This is a genomic window from Streptomyces sp. NPDC093546 (assembly GCF_044765045.1).
GTDB lineage: Bacteria > Actinomycetota > Actinomycetes > Streptomycetales > Streptomycetaceae > Streptomyces.
Window position 1 is genome coordinate 26,999 of the sequence record NZ_JBIWJG010000007.1, and the last position, 16,773, is coordinate 43,771.

General features: G+C 71.9%; 17 protein-coding genes. 9 read left to right on the plus strand and 8 right to left on the minus strand.

Going from position 1 to position 16,773, the window contains the following annotated elements; genetic code table 11:
* Positions 1-157: 157 nt before the first annotated feature.
* Positions 158-922, plus strand: coding sequence for a DUF5995 family protein (locus ACIRNI_RS17190; RefSeq protein WP_403552237.1), 765 nt, complete (start codon positions 158-160; stop codon positions 920-922).
* Here the strand turns inward: ACIRNI_RS17190 and ACIRNI_RS17195 are convergent.
* The 4 genes from ACIRNI_RS17195 to ACIRNI_RS17210 form a co-directional block, all read right to left on the minus strand.
* On the minus strand, positions 883-2,577 hold the full coding sequence (locus ACIRNI_RS17195) for an NAD(P)/FAD-dependent oxidoreductase (RefSeq protein ID WP_355367259.1): 1,695 nt from the start codon (positions 2,575-2,577) through the stop codon (positions 883-885). The two genes, ACIRNI_RS17190 and ACIRNI_RS17195, sit on opposite strands and share 40 nt — an antisense overlap.
* An 84-nt stretch (positions 2,578-2,661) precedes the next feature.
* The gene (locus ACIRNI_RS17200) at positions 2,662-3,459 is read right to left on the minus strand and encodes a carbon-nitrogen hydrolase family protein (RefSeq protein ID WP_403552238.1); all 798 of its coding nucleotides are present in this window, start codon (positions 3,457-3,459) and stop codon (positions 2,662-2,664) included.
* Between the two features lie 265 nt (positions 3,460-3,724).
* On the minus strand, positions 3,725-4,180 hold the full coding sequence (locus ACIRNI_RS17205) for an Lrp/AsnC family transcriptional regulator (protein ID WP_031078195.1): 456 nt from the start codon (positions 4,178-4,180) through the stop codon (positions 3,725-3,727).
* A gap of 10 nt (positions 4,181-4,190) precedes the next feature.
* Positions 4,191-5,654, minus strand: a complete 1,464-nt coding sequence (locus ACIRNI_RS17210) for an amino acid permease (RefSeq protein ID WP_403552239.1) — start codon at positions 5,652-5,654, stop codon at positions 4,191-4,193.
* 294 nt (positions 5,655-5,948) lie between these two features.
* Between ACIRNI_RS17210 and ACIRNI_RS17215 the strand changes: the two genes are divergently transcribed.
* The 8 genes from ACIRNI_RS17215 to ACIRNI_RS17250 all read left to right on the plus strand — a co-directional run bounded on the left by ACIRNI_RS17215 (position 5,949) and on the right by ACIRNI_RS17250 (position 12,210).
* Complete coding sequence (locus tag ACIRNI_RS17215) at positions 5,949-7,079, plus strand: SGNH/GDSL hydrolase family protein (RefSeq protein WP_403552240.1); 1,131 nt, start codon at positions 5,949-5,951, stop codon at positions 7,077-7,079.
* Positions 7,080-7,146: 67 nt separating this feature from the next.
* On the plus strand, positions 7,147-7,377 hold the full coding sequence (locus tag ACIRNI_RS17220; RefSeq protein WP_403552241.1) for a DUF5133 domain-containing protein: 231 nt from the start codon (positions 7,147-7,149) through the stop codon (positions 7,375-7,377).
* A gap of 196 nt (positions 7,378-7,573) precedes the next feature.
* Positions 7,574-8,467 carry an STAS domain-containing protein gene (locus tag ACIRNI_RS17225; RefSeq protein WP_403552242.1) on the plus strand — a complete coding sequence of 298 codons (894 nt, stop codon included), beginning with the start codon at positions 7,574-7,576 and terminating at the stop codon, positions 8,465-8,467.
* The gene (locus ACIRNI_RS17230) at positions 8,464-8,868 is read left to right on the plus strand and encodes an STAS domain-containing protein (RefSeq protein WP_403552243.1); all 405 of its coding nucleotides are present in this window, start codon (positions 8,464-8,466) and stop codon (positions 8,866-8,868) included. The genes ACIRNI_RS17225 and ACIRNI_RS17230 overlap by 4 nt, the downstream gene beginning before the upstream one ends.
* On the plus strand, positions 8,865-9,476 hold the full coding sequence (locus ACIRNI_RS17235) for an ATP-binding protein (protein WP_403552244.1): 612 nt from the start codon (positions 8,865-8,867) through the stop codon (positions 9,474-9,476). The genes ACIRNI_RS17230 and ACIRNI_RS17235 overlap by 4 nt, the downstream gene beginning before the upstream one ends.
* Positions 9,476-10,486 carry an ATP-binding protein gene (locus tag ACIRNI_RS17240; RefSeq protein WP_403552245.1) on the plus strand — a complete coding sequence of 337 codons (1,011 nt, stop codon included), beginning with the start codon at positions 9,476-9,478 and terminating at the stop codon, positions 10,484-10,486. The genes ACIRNI_RS17235 and ACIRNI_RS17240 overlap by 1 nt, the downstream gene beginning before the upstream one ends.
* Positions 10,483-11,802: a PP2C family protein-serine/threonine phosphatase gene (locus tag ACIRNI_RS17245; RefSeq protein WP_403552246.1), complete on the plus strand. Its 1,320-nt coding sequence runs from the start codon at positions 10,483-10,485 to the stop codon at positions 11,800-11,802. The genes ACIRNI_RS17240 and ACIRNI_RS17245 overlap by 4 nt, the downstream gene beginning before the upstream one ends.
* Positions 11,803-11,850: 48 nt before the next feature.
* Entirely contained in the window at positions 11,851-12,210 is a 360-nt protein-coding gene (locus ACIRNI_RS17250) for an ATP-binding protein (protein ID WP_403552247.1), read from the plus strand.
* A 69-nt stretch (positions 12,211-12,279) separates the two neighbouring features.
* Here ACIRNI_RS17250 and ACIRNI_RS17255 read toward each other — a convergent pair whose 3' ends face one another.
* From ACIRNI_RS17255 to rpe, 4 genes are all read right to left on the minus strand, one after another.
* Positions 12,280-13,128, minus strand: coding sequence for an RNA polymerase sigma factor SigF (locus ACIRNI_RS17255; RefSeq protein WP_403552248.1), 849 nt, complete (start codon positions 13,126-13,128; stop codon positions 12,280-12,282).
* 208 nt (positions 13,129-13,336) lie between these two features.
* Positions 13,337-14,779: a GuaB1 family IMP dehydrogenase-related protein gene (locus tag ACIRNI_RS17260; RefSeq protein ID WP_403552249.1), complete on the minus strand. Its 1,443-nt coding sequence runs from the start codon at positions 14,777-14,779 to the stop codon at positions 13,337-13,339.
* Positions 14,780-14,935: 156 nt separating this feature from the next.
* Positions 14,936-15,949 (minus strand): sugar-binding domain-containing protein, encoded by a 1,014-nt coding sequence (locus ACIRNI_RS17265; protein WP_355367414.1) that lies wholly within the window; start codon positions 15,947-15,949, stop codon positions 14,936-14,938.
* Between the two features lie 121 nt (positions 15,950-16,070).
* Positions 16,071-16,754, minus strand: a complete 684-nt coding sequence (gene rpe, locus ACIRNI_RS17270) for a ribulose-phosphate 3-epimerase (protein ID WP_355367381.1) — start codon at positions 16,752-16,754, stop codon at positions 16,071-16,073.
* Between the last annotated feature and the right edge of the window lie 19 nt (positions 16,755-16,773).

Consider the following 16,773-nt stretch of genomic DNA (forward strand, 5'->3'; position numbering starts at 1 on the left):
CGCCGTGGCCGAGGGTGCGCGCACGCCTGACACCGTGAGATCCCCCTCCCACGAAGGCGCCCCCCAAGGCCCTTCCCCCGGCCGGCGGTTTCCCCGTTTCGGGGAAGCCCCGGCTCGATGGCGCCGCCGGAAGCGTACCGACTGCGACCCTGCACCCATGGCACAGACCCAGCAGTTCACGTCGGCGGCCGGCTCCGTCGACCCCGTGGTGGCCCGGATGCGGGCGCTGCGTTCGCTGTGGCCGGAGAGCGACGGGGTGGCGGTCTTCAACCGGGTCTATCTGGCGGTCACCGAGGAGATCGACCAGCACATCGACGCGGGCTGCTTCGCGGACCGGCGGGCCGCCGTCACCTTGGACGTCCGCTTCGCGGAGCGCTATCTCGCGGCGGTGGACACGGTCGCCGCGGGCGGGCGCCCGCCGGAGTGCTGGCGGCCGCTGTTCCAGTACCGCCGCCATCCCGGCGTACGGCCGCTGCAGTTCGCGCTCGCCGGCATCAACGCGCACATCGGGCACGACCTGGCGCTGGCGGTGGTGGACACCTGCCGTACGCTCCGCTGCGAACCGGCCGACCTGGAGGGGGAGTTCGATCGCGTGGGCGACATCCTCACGCTGTTGGAGGAGCGCATCCGCGAAGAGGTGATGCCGGGCCCCGACCTGCTGGAGGTCGCGGACCCGCTGACGCATCTGCTCGGCTGCTGGAGCCTGGAGCGGGCCCGCGACGCGGCCTGGCTCGCGGCCCGCTCCCTCTGGCAGCTGCACCGGTTCCCCGGCCTGCCGGAGCTGGCCGAGGAGTTCACCGAACGCCTCGACCGCTCCGTGGGCCTGGTGAGCCGGATGCTGCTGACCCCCCTGGGGGCTTCCCCCAGGGGTCCCCTCTGCGCTCAGTCCTCCGGCAGCTCGACCGGCGCGATCTCGTCGTAGACGTCGCCCGGGCCCGGGTTGGACGGGTCGGTCTCGCCGCCGAAGTGGTGCATGACGCCCCACACGGCGTTCAGCGCGGTCTGCACGGCGCCCTCGGCCCAGCCGGCCGTCCACGAGATGTCGTCACCGGCGAGGAAGATGCCCCGCTTGTCCTCGGGCAGCCGGTCCTGCATGAAGTGCGTGAACAGGCGGCGCTGGTAGCGGTAGTGGCCGGGCAGGTTGGCCTTGAACGCGCCCATGAAGTAGGGCTCGTTCTCCCAGGACACGGTCACCGGGTTGCCGATGATGTGCTTGCGGATGTCGACCTTCGGGTAGATCTCGCCGAGCGACTTGAGCATGACCTCCATGCGCTCCTGCGCGGACAGCGGGAGCCACTTGAGGCTGTCGTCGCACCAGGTGTACGAGAGGCAGATGACGGCCGGCTTGTCCGGGCCGTCGTCCAGCAGGTACGTGCCGCGGGTCATACGGTCGGTGAGCGTCATCGACATGACGTCCCGGCCGGTCTCCTCGTCCTTGTCCAGCCAGAAGGGGCGGTCGACCGGGACGAAGAGCTTGGACGACTCCATGTAGTGGGTGCGCTCCATCGCCGTCCAGTGGTCGATGGGGAAGAGCGAGTCGTCACAGGCGATCTTGGACAGCAGCATCCAGGACTGGGCGGTGAAGATCGCCGCCTGGTAGGTGCGGATGTCGCCGTTCGCGTCGGTGACGGTGATGCGGTTGCCGGCGGTGCGGTGCAGGCGGGTCACGGCGGGCTTGGGGTCGCCGCCGTGCAGCTTCGCCAGCGAGGTGCCCTGCTCCCAGTGGACGATCTTCTCCGGCTCGCGCTCCCACAGGCGCAGCGGCAGCTGCTGCGAGCCGCCGACGATGCCGCGGTGGTGGTCGTCGGCCTCGGTGTAGACGACGCGGAGGATCTCCAGGATGGAGTTGGGGAAGTCGGTGTCCCAGCCGCCGGTGCCGAAGCCGACCTGGCCGAAGATCTCGCGGTGCCGGAAGGACTTGAAGGCCTCGGACTCGCACAGGAAGCCGTAGAAGGTCTGGTTGTCGAGCTTCTCGACGAGCTTGGCCCAGATCTCGCGGATGCGCGGGACGTCGCGCTCGCGCATGGCGCGGTTCATGTCGGAGAAGTCCGCGCCCTCCTCCAGGCAGTCGTTCCACGCCTTGGCGACGTCGCGGTAGACCTGCGGCAGGTCGTCGATGGTCTCCGCGTAGTGGGACTCGCCCTTGAGGTCGACGACGGTCGACGGGGTGGCCTCGGCCAGCGGGTTCGGGAACGGCCGGGTCTCCAGGCCCACGAGGTCGATGTAGTGCTGGAGCGCGGTCGAGGAGGGCGGGAAGCGCATGGCGCCCATCTCGGCGGTCAGGCCCTCGGTGCCGGTGCCCTCGAAGCCGACGGTGCGCAGGCGGCCGCCGATCTGGTCGGCCTCGTAGACGACCGGCTTGAGGCCCATCTTCATCAGCTCGTACGCGGCGACGATGCCGGAGAGCCCGCCGCCGATGACGGCGACCTCGGTGCCGTGCTCGGTCGCGGGTATCTGGCCGAGCCCGGCCGGGTGGGCCAGGAAGTCGTCGTACGCGTACGGGAAGTCCGGTCCGAACATGGTGATCGGCGGCTGCGCGTCGGTGTGCTGGACGGCGGTGGGCACCGTGGACGTCATGGGGTACGGACTCCTTGCACGGGTGAAGAAAGAGGGGCGAGCGGGGGCTCGGGTCAGGGGCCTGAGATCGGCGAGTCAGGGGGCTCAGATCAGCGAGGTGTAGAGGCCGGGGCGGCGGTCGCGCAGGTACGGGTTGGCCTCGCGCGAGGCCCGCAGCAGCTCCGGGTCGGCGTCGCCGGTGACCAGTTCCTCGGCGCGGCCCGCGCGGGCGCGGGCGGTGCCGTCGGGGCCGGCGAGGGCGGACAGGCCGACGAACTCGAAGTCGCCCTCCTGACCGATCCGGTTGGCGTACGCGATGTACAGCTGGTTCTCGAAGGCGCGCACCGGTACGACGGACTCGGCGACGACCTCGGCCGGGTGCATCAGCGCGGTCGGCACCAGGAGGAGGTCGGTGCCGGCCAGGGCGTGCGCCCGGACGTTCTCGGGGAACTCCACGTCGTAGCAGATCATCAGGCCGACGCGCAGGCCGCCGAGCTCGGTCTGCACGACGGGCTGGTCGCCGGGCGTGAACGAGTCGCTCTCGAAGCCACCGTAGAGGTGGGTCTTGCGGTAGCTCAGCAGCCGGGTGCCGTCCGGGCCGATCAGCTGCGCGGAGTTGTACACCTTCTCCCCGTCGCGCTCCGGGTAGCCGTAGGCGACGGCCACGCCGTGGCGTACGGCGAGGTCGGCGATCGCGTCGGCCCCCTCACCGTCGGCGGGCTCGGCCAGCCGGGCGACGCCGTCGCCGATCGCGTACCCGGTGAGGAACATCTCGGGGGCGACCAGCAGGCCGGCGCCGGTGGCGGCGGCACGGGCGGCGGCCTCGTCGAGGACCTTGAGGTTGGCGGCGACGTCACCGGGCTGTCCGGAGCTCTGGAGCAGGGCGGTGCGCAGCGGCGGCATCGGCAGACCTCTGTCGGGGTGCGTGAACGGGGAGGAAAAGAGCGTCGAGAAGACCTTCAAAACGGTACGGTCCGGCGTTCTCCCCGGACAAGGCGTGAGCGTTGCGGACCGACGATCGATCCATTGCGTGGATCTCCCCCTCTGCGGAGATTCATTGCGCGCCGCCGCGCCCGGGCCCCCGTAGGACCGGCCGCGCACGCACGAACGCCGCGGCGCTGCCCTGGCGACCGCGGCGGTGGAGGAGGAGGGAGGCTTCGTACGGGAGCTACGCCGGCGAGCCGGACGAGAAGCGGCGCAGCAGCGGGGAGAGGACCAGGACCGACTTGGTGCGCTCCACGAACGGCTCGCCCGCGATCCGCTCCAGCACCCGCTCGAAGTGACGCATGTCGGAGGCGAAGACCTGGACGATCGCGTCCGCGTCACCGGTGACGGTGGACGCGGACGCGATCTCCGGGTAGCGCTCGAGACCGCGCTGGATGGTCTCGGGCGAGGTGTTGCCGCGTGCGTAGATCTCGATGAAGCCCTCGGTCTCCCAGCCGAGCGCCGCCGGGTCGACCCGCACCGTGAAGCCGGTGATGGCGCCCTCCGCCCGCAGCCTGTCCACGCGCCGCTTGACGGCGGGTGCGGACAGGCCCACGAGCGAGCCGATGTCGGCGTAGGAGCGGCGGGCGTCCTCAGCCAGGGCGTGGACGATGCGTTCGTCGAGATCGTTCAGTCGCACTACGGGTGGGTCACTTCTCTGCGGTCGCCAGTCTGGAGCGGCTCATGCCGTACACGAAGTAGACCACGAGACCCACGGCCATCCAGATACCGAAGTAGACCCAGGTGATCATGTCGAGGCTGTACATGCTGTAGCCGCAGAAGAGGAAGCCCAGCACCGGGAAGACCGGGCCGAACGGCACCTTGAAGGTGCGCGACAGCTCGGGCCTGGTGAAGCGGAGCACGACGACCGCGATGTTGACCAGCGCGAAGGCGAACAGCGTGCCGATGCTGGTGGCGTTGACGAGCTCGCCGAGCGGGATCGCCGCGGCGAGGATGCCGCAGAAGAGCGAGACGATCACGGTGTTGACGCGCGGGGTGCCGGTCTTGGGGCTGACCTTGCCGAAGACCTTCGGCACCAGGCCGTCGCGGGACATCGCGAAGAGGATGCGGGTCTGGCCGTAGAGCACGGTCAGGACGACGCTGGCGATGGAGATGACCGCGCCGGCGGCGAGCAGGGTGCCCCAGAAGCTCTGACCGGTGACGTCGTTCATGATCGCGGCGAGCGAGGCCTCGGAGCCCTCGAACTTCTTCCAGTCCCAGGCGCCCACGGCGACGGCCGCGACGAGCACGTACAGCGCGGTGACGATGACCAGCGAGAGCATGATCGCCCGCGGCAGGTCGCGCTTCGGGTCCTTGGCCTCCTCACCGGCGGTGGAGGCGGCGTCGAAGCCGATGTACGAGAAGAAGAGGATGGCGCCCGCGGCACCGACGCTGCTCACGCCGAGCGGCATGAAGTCGGAGTAGTTGCCGGACGAGAAGCCCATGAAGCCGATGACGCAGAAGAGGACGAGCGCCGCGATCTTGACGGCCACCATGATGGTGTTGGCGCGGGCGGACTCCTTGGCGCCGCCGAGCAGGAACACCATCGCCAGCATCACGACGATCAGGGCCGGCAGGTTGAATATGCCGCCCTCGCCGGGGGGCGCGGTGAGCGCCGCGGGCAGGGTGACGCCGACCGTGCCGTCGAGGAGCTGGTTGAGGTAGTCGCCCCAGCCGACCGCCACGGCGGCGACGGACACGCCGTACTCCAGGAGCAGGCACCAGCCGCAGACCCAGGCGACGAGTTCGCCCATCGTTGCGTACGCGTACGAGTACGACGAGCCGGCGACGGGGATGGTGCCCGCCAGCTCGGCGTACGAGAGGGCCGAGAAGAGCGCCGTGAGACCGGCGAAGACGAAGGCCAGGGTGACGGCGGGGCCGGCCAGCGGGACGGCTTCGCCGAGGACGACGAAGATGCCGGTGCCGAGCGTGGCACCGATGCTGATCATGGTCAGCTGCCACATGGAGAGCGAGCGGCGGAGGCTGCCGCCCTCACCCTGCCCACCCTCTGCGACCAGCACATCCACCGGCTTGCGCCGGGTGAGAGCGGAGAGCCCGGACGCCTTGGGCGCGGATGGCTCGGTGGCGGGAGGGGCTGCGCCTTGGTCCAGCACTGCGGTGGCTCCTTCATCGCTGCGGGGGTCGGCGACGGCGACTCCGCGGCGGCTCACGGGGCGCAGCGCGCAACCCGCGGGGGAAGGGGACCGCCGAGCAGGCGGTCGCCGCCACTCCTGGTACGGGGCACGAGCCTAAGCGCCGAGCTTCGCGCTTGTAATGCAGCGTTGTTGCGCATCGACGCATGATCATTGCGCACTTGGGGCACGGACGGGGAAACATTGCGCCCTGCCGCACGAATCGACACATTGGGGCCGGGAGCAGGCACTTTTCACCGGCACGAGGAGATCCGTATGAGGTGGCTGGACCCGGCGCCGTTTCTGCGCGGTACGGCCTGGTTCGACGAGGCGGACGACGGCCGCGTCGCGGTGCGCGCAGCGCCGGACGTGCTGCCCCGGCTGCCGTGGGACACCGCCCAGCGGGCCGCGCTGCCCATCGGGGTGCGCCTGGAGTTCACGGCGTCGCCGGGCACCCGCGCCGTCGAGATCCGCTACCGGACGGCCGTACCGGAGGGCGGCGGCGACCCCGGGGACGGCGCACAGGAGCCGGACGGCCGCGACCACGGGGACGGCGAGGCGGGGCCGGACGGCCGCGACCACGGGGACGGCGCAGAGGCGCTGGGTGCGCTCGGCCACTGCTTCGCGCTCTGGCAGGACGACCGGTGCCTCGGCGAGACGTGTACGAAACCGGAGGACGGCGCCGAGGAGACCGTGATCACCCTGGAGCTGCCCGGAGCCCACCCCGGGCCCTTCACCGTCCACCCGCCCGAGGCCCTCGGACCCGTGATCCTCGGAGTGCGGGCGGTCGGCGGCGGCATCGCGCCCGCCGCGCCGCGACCGCGCTGGGTGGTGCACGGCGACTCGATCACCGAGGGCTGGTGGTCGACCCGCCCCGCGCACGCGTGGCCCGCCGTCGCCGGGCGCCTGCTCGGCGTGGACGCGGTGAACCTCGGCTACGCGGGCTCCGCGCGCGGCGAGCTGCCGGTGGCCGAGCAGCTCGCGGCCCTCCCCGCCGAGCTGCTGACCCTCGCGTTCGGCACGAACTGCTGGTCCGGCACCCCGTACTCCGCGCCGCTGCTGTACGAGACGGTGCGGGCCTTCGTCGCGCTCGTACGGCGCGGCCATCCGGACACGCCGCTGCTGGTGGTCTCGCCACTGCTCCGCCCGGACGCCGAGGCCACGCCCAACACGCTGGGCGCGACGCTGTCCGAGCTGCGGACGGCCATGGAGGAGGCCGTACGGGACCTGGTCGCCGCCGGGGACGCGCGGCTGTCGCTGCTCCCCGGCCGCGACGTACTGGGGCCGGAGCACCTGGTGGACGGGCTCCACCCCGACGACACCGGCCACGCCCGGATCGCGGCGGCGGTGGCGCGGGCGCTGCGCCCGTACACGGGTCGGGGCGAGTCGCCGCACTCACCGGAATGAGCGCGCGAACTCGGGGTAGGGGCGCCTTCGGTCGGTGACATCGCTCCGAGGAGGTTCAGTCGTGCTGATGGCACATCCGACGGTCCTGCGCAAGCTCGTGGCGCGGTACGAGGAGTTGACCGCGGCGGCGTCCGCCCCGGATCCGGCGCTCACGCGTCAACGCGAGGACACCGCCTACACGTTGTGCGTGTCGACGGGGACCCGGGACGTGCAGGACGCGCTGCGGGTGGCGAGACGAGCGCTGGAGGCGGGAGGCGGCCGGACCACCGCCCCCTCCCTGACCACGGCCGCGCGCTGAGGCGGGCGGGAAGGGCGGTGACCGGAGCGCCGGTCACCGCCCTTCCCGCCTCGCGCGACGAGGTCGTTTTCCTCCGGTTCGCGAACGCCATTACCATCCAACGGCCGTTGAACATGAGAAGCGGGCCGCGTACATCGACCTTCCGGCACCTGCATCCGGAAACCCGTCCGCCCGTTTCCGATTGGGAGAGGTGCTTGTGAACATCAGCGAATCCAACGCGCGTGACCGCCTGTGCGAGGCTCTGCGGGAGCGCGAGGAGGAGATCGCGGACCGGTGGGTCCGGCTCCAGCTGGAGCAGGCCTCGGTGCTCGGCTCCGACATGAGCGAGCAGGAGGTACGGGAAGAGGCGGACCTGCTCATCTCCGCCCTGGCCGCCGGCCTGGCGGGCGATACGCCCATGGAGCGGCTGGTCACCTCCCGCAACGAGCTGCGTCAGACGGTGATAGAGCTGTCCCTGCGCCGCGCGCGGGCGGGCGTCTCGCCGACGGCCACCTCGCTGGCCGTGCTGTCGCTCAAGGAGGCGCTGCTCTCCGCGGTCCAGCACACCACGCGCGACTCTGCCGACCTGTTCTCCGCCGCGATCCTCATCAACCGGCTGCTGGACGCGGCCGGTGTGCTCTCCTTCGAGACGTACGTGGAGGGGCGCGAGGAGATCATCCAGCGGCAGAGCCGGCAGCTCCTCGAAGTCTCGACGCCCGTCGTACGGCTGTGGCGGCACGTGCTGGCCGTACCGCTGATCGGCACGCTGGACACCGCGCGGACGCAGGTGGTGATGGAGAGCCTGCTGCAGGCCATCCAGGACAACGAGGCGCAGGTCGCCATCATCGACATCACCGGCGTACCGGCCGTGGACACCGCCGTCGCCCAGCACCTAATGCACACCGTCAACGCCGTACGGCTGATGGGCGCCGACTGCGTGATCAGCGGGATCCGGCCGCCGATCGCGCAGACGATCGCCCAGCTGGGGATCGACCTGTCGACCATCCTGACGCGGGCGACCCTGGCGGACGCGCTGGCGGCGGCCATCCGGCTCACCGACCAGCCCGACGTCGACTCCGCTTCGGCCTCGTCCCGGCCGGTGAACGCGTGACCACGCGCCGCGCCACGGGCGTTCCCATCCTCCGGCTCGGCGACGTGCTGATCACCGGGCTGCTCAACGAGCTGGACGATCAGTCGGCGCTGGCCTTCACCGACGAGCTCACCGAGCGGATCGCCTCCGACGGCGCCCGCGGCGTGCTGATCGACATCTCCCGCCTGGACATCATCGACTCGTTCGTGGCACGCACGCTGATGGAGCTGGCCACCATGGCCCGTCTGCTGGGAGCGCGGGTCATCGTCGCGGGGATGCGGCCGGCGGTCGCCATCACCCTGGTCGAGCTCGGGCTCCAGCTGACCGGTGTCGAGACCGCGCTCAACGCGGAGCAGGGCCTCACGGCCCTCGGCTGGCATCGCATGCCCCATCCCCCATCCCCCGGCGGAGGTCCTGAGTGACGTTCCACGGTGAACGGCTGGCGCCGGGTGTCGAGCTGGTACCCCAGCGGGGCCCGGTGACCGAGTCCGTCGGCAGAGGCCGGCCCACGCCCCGCCCCGGTGACCCCCGGGGCGGTGACGCCCGGGACGGTGGCGCGAGCAGCGGTGAGGCCGACCCCGCCGAGGTCGGAGCGGGCGACCCCGGAGCCGCCGCCGCGGACCTCCCGGACGGTGCGGCCCGCTACACCGTCGCCTCGGAGGAGGACCTCCTGACGGCTCGTCACGCCGTACGCGCCGCGACGGTCGCGGCCGGCTTCGGGCTCGTCGACCAGACCAGGATCGTCACGGCGGCCAGCGAACTCGCCCGCAACGCCTGCGTACACGGCGGTGGCGGCACTCTGGAGATCCGGCTCGTCTCCACGTCCGGCCGGCGCGGCCTGCGGCTCACCGTCCGCGACGAGGGCCCGGGCATCCCGGACGTCGAGAAGGCCCTCACCGACGGCTTCACCACGGGCACGGGCCTCGGTCACGGCCTGGGCGGAGCGCGGCGGCTGATGCACGAGTTCCAGGTGGACAGCGCCCCGGGCCGGGGCACCACCGTCGTCGTCACCCGCTGGAACGACCGCTGATGTCCGTCACCACCCACATCCCGGTCGACCACTACAGCGCCGTCCAGCTCGCCGCCTCCGCCGCGCGCCGGACGGCGCTCGACCAGGGGCTCACCGGCGCCCTGCCGGACCGGGCGGCCGTCCTGGCGAGCGAGCTGGCCAGCAATGTGTCCCGGCACGGCCGACAGGGGTCGCTGTACCTCCAGCCGCTGCCGCTGCGCCGGGGCGTGGAGATCCTCGCCGTGGACCGGGGCCCGGGCATGGCCGACCCCGAGCGCTGCATGACCGACGGCTACAGCACCGGCGGCTCACTCGGCTCGGGCCTCGGAGCCGTCCGCAGGATCGCCGACGAGTTCACCCTCCGTACGAAGGAGGGCACCGGGACGCTGGTGTGCGCCCGGCTCGGCGAACCGGGTGCCGACGACGGCTGGGCGGCGGACGGGACTCCGACGGTGGGGGCGGTACGCGTCCCCGCCGACGGCGAGAGCGCCTGCGGGGACTCCTGGGGCGTGGCCGTGACCGACGGCGCCGAGACGGCCCTGGTCGTCGACGGCCTGGGCCACGGCTCCGCCGCCTCCGAGGCGGCGGAGCTCGCCCTGCGCACCTTCCACCGCGACCCGGGGCAGCCGCTGCCGCAACTGATGAGGGCGATGCACCGGGCGCTGCGGCACAGCCGGGGCGCCGCGGTGGCCGTGCTGCGCCGGACGGCGGACGTGCTGGAGCTGTCCTCCGTGGGCAATGTGCGCGGGCTGCTGCTGACGCCGGGCGGCGTACGGCAGCGCTTCGGCGGCCAGCCGGGCGTCGTCGGCTGGAACATGCCGGAGCCCCGGGTGCAGCGGATCCCCGCCGAGCCGGGCACCGTCTCGCTGCTGCACAGCGACGGCATCGACGCCCGCTGGGCGGACTCCCCCTCGCCGTTCCTCACCTCGCTGCCCGCCCCGCTGCTCGCCGCCGCGCTCGTCCACGCGCACCGGCGCAGCCGCGACGACGCGACCGTCCTGACCCTCGGCCCGGTCCGGAGGGACCCATGAGCGAAAGCCCCGTGAAGCCGCAGACCACCACGCACCACTCGCTCGCCGGGCTGCGCACCACCTTGCGCCGCCTCGCGCACCGGGCCGGTCTGTCCGTCGAGACGCGCTACCGTCTCGCGCTGTCGGCGACCCGGGTGGCGGCCCCCGAGCTGCAGGCCGGGCGGCCCGTGTTCCTGGAGACGGTGCCCCCGTGCCCGGCCGAGACCGACGGCGCCGGAAACGGCGACGGCGACCGCGACGGCCGGCTGACCGTACGGCTCCACATGCCGTACGCGCCGCACCGGCCGGCCCTGGACGGGCTGCCGCTGCCGGCGGAGCGGCTGCCGGGGCCGGCGGTCGTGTGGCGGGTGCCCGCCGCTTCCTCCGCCTCCTGCGGTTCCTCCGGTTCCTCCGCCTCCTCGGCGTCGGAGCCGTCGGGCGACGGTCCGCCGGGGCTCGTGGAGCTCCTGGAGGAGGAGCTGAGCGCGGCGGTCGAACGCATGGACGCGCTCGCCGCGGACCACCAGCGGCTCAAGCACGAGCTGGCCGAGACGAACAGCGGCGTGCTGGCCCTCTACGTACAGCTGGAGGAGCGCGACGAGCAGCTGCGGCAGGCGCACGGGCGGATACTGCGCCAGCTGGAGGACGCGCTGCGCCCGCCGCCGGTGCGGGTACCCGGCCTGGAGCTGGCCGTCCACTACGAACCGGCGGAGAAGCACGCCCCGACGGGCGGCGACCTGTACGACTGGTTCGTCCTGCCGGACGGCACGGTGCACATCACGGTGGTCGACGCGCTGGGGCACGGGCTGACCAGTACGCGCAGCGCGCTCAACGTCACGCACGCGGTACGGACGCTGGCGCTGGAGGGGCACTCCTTGGAGTCCATCGTGGCCCGCACGGACGAGGTCCTGGCCACGTTCGACCACGAGCTGATGGCCACGGTGCAGCTCGTCCGGCTCGATCCGCGGAGCGGCGAGCTCGTGCTGGCCAACGGCAGCCACCCGCCCGCCCTGCTCGTCCGCGGCGACGGTGACACCCGGCTGCTGGAGGTACGCGGCCGGGGCATCGGCTTCCCGCTGCCGGGCAGCGAGCGGCTGCTGCGGGACCGGCTGGACCCCGGCGACCTGCTGGTGCTCTACACCGACGGGCTCACCGAGAGCCGCCGCGACCCGCGCGAGGGCGAGCAGCGACTGGCGAAGGCGGCGCGACGCCACCGGCACCGGCCGATAGAGGAGATCCCGGCCGCCATCGCCGAGGAGATGCACACGGTCATCCTGCACCCGGACGACACGGTGGCCCTCACCGTGCGGCGTGCCGACACCAACCGGGGTGGTTAACCCCCGGGGGCCGGGTAGGCGAATAGCTGACGCGAGGAGGAGCCGCCCATGTATGTCATGGAGTCGCCGCCCGGCGACAGCACCTCGGTCCGCTCCGTGACCGCCGGTTTCCTGGCCGAGCACTGTCCCTGGGTCGATCGGGACGCCGTGCAGCTCGTCGTGACGGAGCTCACGGCAAACGCCCTGCGCCACACCCAAGGGTGGTGGCGCCTGCGCCTGCGCGCCGAGGCCGACGAACTGTGCGTGGAGCTGGACGACGGAAGCACCCGCGCCCCGAAGGTGCGCACCCCGGACTTCACCGGCGGTGGCGGCTTCGGGTGGCCGATGGTGCTGAGCCTGGCGGGCCGGGTGGAGGTCCGGCGCCGCCCGTACGGCAAGACGGTCCGCGCGGTATGGGCGCGGTCGTGACCGGAACGCGGGAAGGCCCCGGCCGTGACGGCCCGGCGCCTTCCCGCGACTCCACTCACCCCACTGGATTCACTCCACCGCCAGCAGGCCCTCCCGCAGCCGCGCGGTGATCCGTGCCAGCAGCCGGGACACGTGCATCTGCGACACACCCAGTTCCGCTCCGATCTGGGACTGCGTCATCTCCTCCACGTACCGCATCCGCAGGATCTCGCGGTCGCGCTCGTCGAACTCCTCGATGAGGGGCTTGAGCGCCTGCACGTTCTCGACGATCTCCAGCTCCTTGTCGGGCTCGCCCAGCCGGTCGCCGAGGGTCTCCGACGCGGCGGCGTCCCCCGCGTCGTCCAGGGGCAGGTCGAGGGAGCCGGCCGAGTAGCCGTTGGCGGCGACGAGGCCCTCGATGACCTCGTCCTCCTCGATGCCCAGGTGGGCGGCGAGCTCGGCGGGCGTCGGCGAGCGGTCCAGCTGCTGGAACAGCACGTCGGTGGCGCGGGCCAGGTCGATGCGGAGCTCCTGGAGCCGGCGCGGCACGTGCACGGACCAGCTGGTGTCCCGGAAGAAGCGCTTGATCTCACCGACCACGCACGGCATCGCGAAGGTCGTGAACTCGACCTCACGGCTCAGCTCGAAGCGGTCGATGGCCTTGATCAGGCCGATGGTGCCGACCTGGATGATGTCCTCCATCTGGTCGGAGCGGCTGCGGAAGCGCGTGGCCGCGTACTTGACCAGGGACAGGTTGAGCTCGATGAGCGTGTTGCGAACGTACTGGTATTCCTCCGTGCCTTCCTCCAGCACGGCCATCCGTTCGAAGAACTGCTTCGAAAGTTCCTTCGCGTCCCTCGGAGCCACCTCGCCGGGGTTCGGCACGTCCGGCAGCTGGGTCGTCGGAGCGTCGGTCCCCGTCGAGATCGTGGTCGCCATGGACACTGCACCCTCCCTATCGTTCTCCTACGGTCGCAGGGCGCGGGTACCCGCTTCACCCGAGTGCACGCATCCGAATCCGGTCAAGCCCCGGGAAAAAACGATGGGCCGTTTACGCCAACGGCGCAAACGGCCCCGTCGTCTTGACGCGTGGGGACGCGGGGGCCGCACCGGCCGTCATGCAAGCGACCGGGCGGCTTACGGAGCGTCAGCTCCAGCTGGAGTGCAGCGGCTTGCCCTCGGCGTAACCCGCGGCGCTCTGGATGCCGACGATCGCCTTCTCGGCGAACTCCTCCAGCGAGCCGGCACCGGCGTAGGTGCAGGAGGAGCGGACGCCCGCGATGATCGAGTCGATCAGGTCCTCGACGCCCGGCCGGGACGGGTCGAGGAACATCCGCGAGTGCGAGATGCCCTCCTCGAAGATCGCCTTGCGGGCCCGGTCGTACGCGGACTCCTCGCTCGTGCGGTTGCGGACGGCGCGCTTGGACGCCATCCCGAAGGACTCCTTGTACAGACGCCCGTTGGCGTCCTGCTGGAGGTCGCCCGGGGACTCGTACGTCCCGGCGAACCAGGAGCCGATCATCACGTTGGACGCACCGGCGGCGAGCGCCATGGCGACGTCGCGCGGGTGGCGGACACCGCCGTCGGCCCACACGTGCTTGCCGTACTTCTTCGCCTCGGCGGCGCACTCCAGGACGGCGGAGAACTGCGGCCGGCCCACACCGGTCATCATGCGGGTGGTGCACATGGCGCCGGGGCCCACACCGACCTTGATGATGTCCGCGCCGGCCTCGATCAGGTCGCGCACGCCCTCGGCGGCGACGATGTTGCCCGCGACGATCGGCACCTGCGGGTCGAGGCCGCGGACGGCCTTGACCGCGGCGATCATCGACTCCTGGTGCCCGTGCGCGGTGTCCACGACGAGCGTGTCGACCCCCGCGTCGAGGAGCTGCTTGGCCTTGCCCTCGACGTCGCCGTTGATGCCGACGGCGGCGGCGATGCGCAGCTTGCCGTCGGCGTCGACGGCGGGGCTGTAGAGGGTCGCGCGCAGGGCGCCCTTGCGGGTCAGGATGCCGGCGAGGCGGCCGTCCTTGTCCACGGCGGGGGCGTAGCGGCGGTTGTGGTGGTCCAGCGTGTTGAACGCCTCGCGCGGGTCGATGTCCGCGTCGAGGAGCAGCAGGTCCTTGGACATGACCTCGGAGAGCTGCGTGAAGCGGTCCACGCCGGTCAGGTCCTGGTCGGTGACAACACCGATGGGACGCTGGTCGGCGTCGACGACCACACCGGCGTTGTGCGCGCGCTTCGGCAGCAGCGACAGCGCGTCGGCGACGGTCTGGTGCGGGTCGAGGACGATCGGGGTGTCGAGCACGTGGTGGCGGCTCTTGACCCAGGAGATGACGTCTGTGACGACCTCGATCGGGATGTCCTGCGGGATGACGACGAGACCACCGCGGCGGGCGACGGTCTCGGCCATCCGGCGGCCGGCGATCGCGGTCATGTTGGCGACGACCAGCGGGATGGTGGTCCCGGTCCCGTCGGGGGAGGAGAGGTCGACACCCTGGCGGGAGCCCACGGCCGAGCGGCTAGGCACCATGAATACGTCGTCGTACGTCAGGTCGTACGGCGGCTTCAGGTCATTGAGGAAACGCACGTGCTGAACATCCCAGTCGTTCGGAGTTGGCCCCCGGGCATTTCAGCCGGGGGGAAAACGCACGTACTTCATTGTCCCACGGCGCCGCCGGTATCGACCCCAGGCGAAAGCTCCAGGCCACGCGAGGTGCCCTGGTAGCTTCCTACAAGTGCGTCGCTATGCGTCGGGGTCGGCGCGGTCCAGGGCCGGCCGGGGGCCCGGGGTGAACTCGGTGAGCAGGTAGTCGGCGGCCGAGGTGTCCGTGACCAGGCTGGTGACCAGTCCGGACCGCAGGACGGCGCCGATGGCCGCGGCCTTGCGCTGCCCGCCCGCGATGGCCACCACCTCGGGGATGCGGCGGAGCCGGTCGGCCTCGACGGTGATGCACCGCTCGCCGAGGTCGCGGCCGACGCGCCGGCCGTGGGTGTCGAAGAGGTGGGCCGACATCTCGGCGGCGACGCCGAGGGAGGCGTAGTGGGCCCGCTCCTCGTCGCTGAGCATGTCGTGGACGGTGGAGATGCCCGGCTCCCACGAGCCGATGGAGACCGCCGCGACCGTCACCTTGTCGAAGTACTCGAAGGCGCGGGCGATGCCGGTCTGGCTGCGCAGCGCGGCGGCGGTGGCCGGGTCGGGCAGCAGCATCGGCGCGTAGATCGGGTGCGCCTCGCCGCCGGAGACCTGGGCGGCACGGCGTACGGCCTCGACCGAGCCGCGCTCGGCGGTGCCGGCGTCGTACACCCCGGTGAGCTGGACGACCGTGCAGGGCGGCAGCCGGTCGAGGGCGGCCGCCATGTGGATGGTGGAGCGGCCCCAGGCCAGGCCCAGGACGTCGCCCTCGTTCACGAGCTCGCCGAGCAGGTCGGCGGCGACCTCGCCGAGGTTCTCCGGGTCGGGCGACTCGTCCTCGCCCTCGGGCGGAGACTCCACGACGACCGCGTGGCGCAGCCCGTACCGGGCGCGCAGCGCGTCGGAGCGCTCCGCGTCGAGCTCGGCGGGCACCCGGATCTCGATCCGTACGAGATCGCGCTCCAGGGCGGTCTCCAGGACCCGCGCGACCTTGAAGCGGCTTACGCCGAACTCCTCCGCGATCTGGATCTTGGATTTGCCCTCGAGGTAGAAGCGACGGGCCATGGCCGCCGCCTGCACCAGCTCCGCGGGTCCCATCCGCAGGGCTGGCCGTCCCGCCGACATTGCAGACACCGCGATCTCCTCACTGCTGTTCGCACTCCGGATTGCCATCCTTGCAGATCCGGGGTTCCTTGATCAGTCCTGTTGGTTTGCGTTCACCGGGCCGTTGCTCGCCGGACCGGACTCAGTGGGCGCAGGCCCAGGCGGCGGACGCGGTGGTCCGCTCCGCCTTGTCGCGCAGCGCCCGTACGGCGGCGGCCGGGTCCTCGGCCCCGTACACCGCGGAACCGGCGACGAAGACGTCGGCGCCGGCCTCGGCGCAGCGCTCGATGGTCGACTCCGAGACACCGCCGTCGACCTGGAGCCACAGCTGGAGGCCGTGCTTGGAGATCAGCTCCCGGGTGCGGCGGATCTTCGGCAGCATGATGTCCAAGAAGGCCTGGCCTCCGAAGCCCGGCTCCACCGTCATGATCAGCAGCATGTCGAGCTCGGGCAGCAGGTCCTCGTACGGCTCGATCGGCGTCGCGGGCTTCAGCGCCATCGACGCCCGCGCCCCCTTGGCGCGGATCTCCCGCGCCAGCCGCACGGGCGCGGCGGCCGCCTCCGCGTGGAAGGTGACCGACCCGGCCCCGGCCTCCACGTACTGCGGGGCCCAGCGGTCCGGGTCCTCGATCATCAGATGGCAGTCCAGCGGGATGTCCGTCGCGCGCCGCAGCGATTCCACGATCGGCACACCGAGGGTCAGGTTGGGCACGAAGTGGTTGTCCATGACGTCGACGTGGAGCCAGTCGGCGCCTTCCACGGCCCGCGCCTCCTCGGCGAGACGGGCGAAGTCGGCGGACAGGATGCTGGGGTTGATCTGTGCCATGAGCCAAGCCTGCCATGCC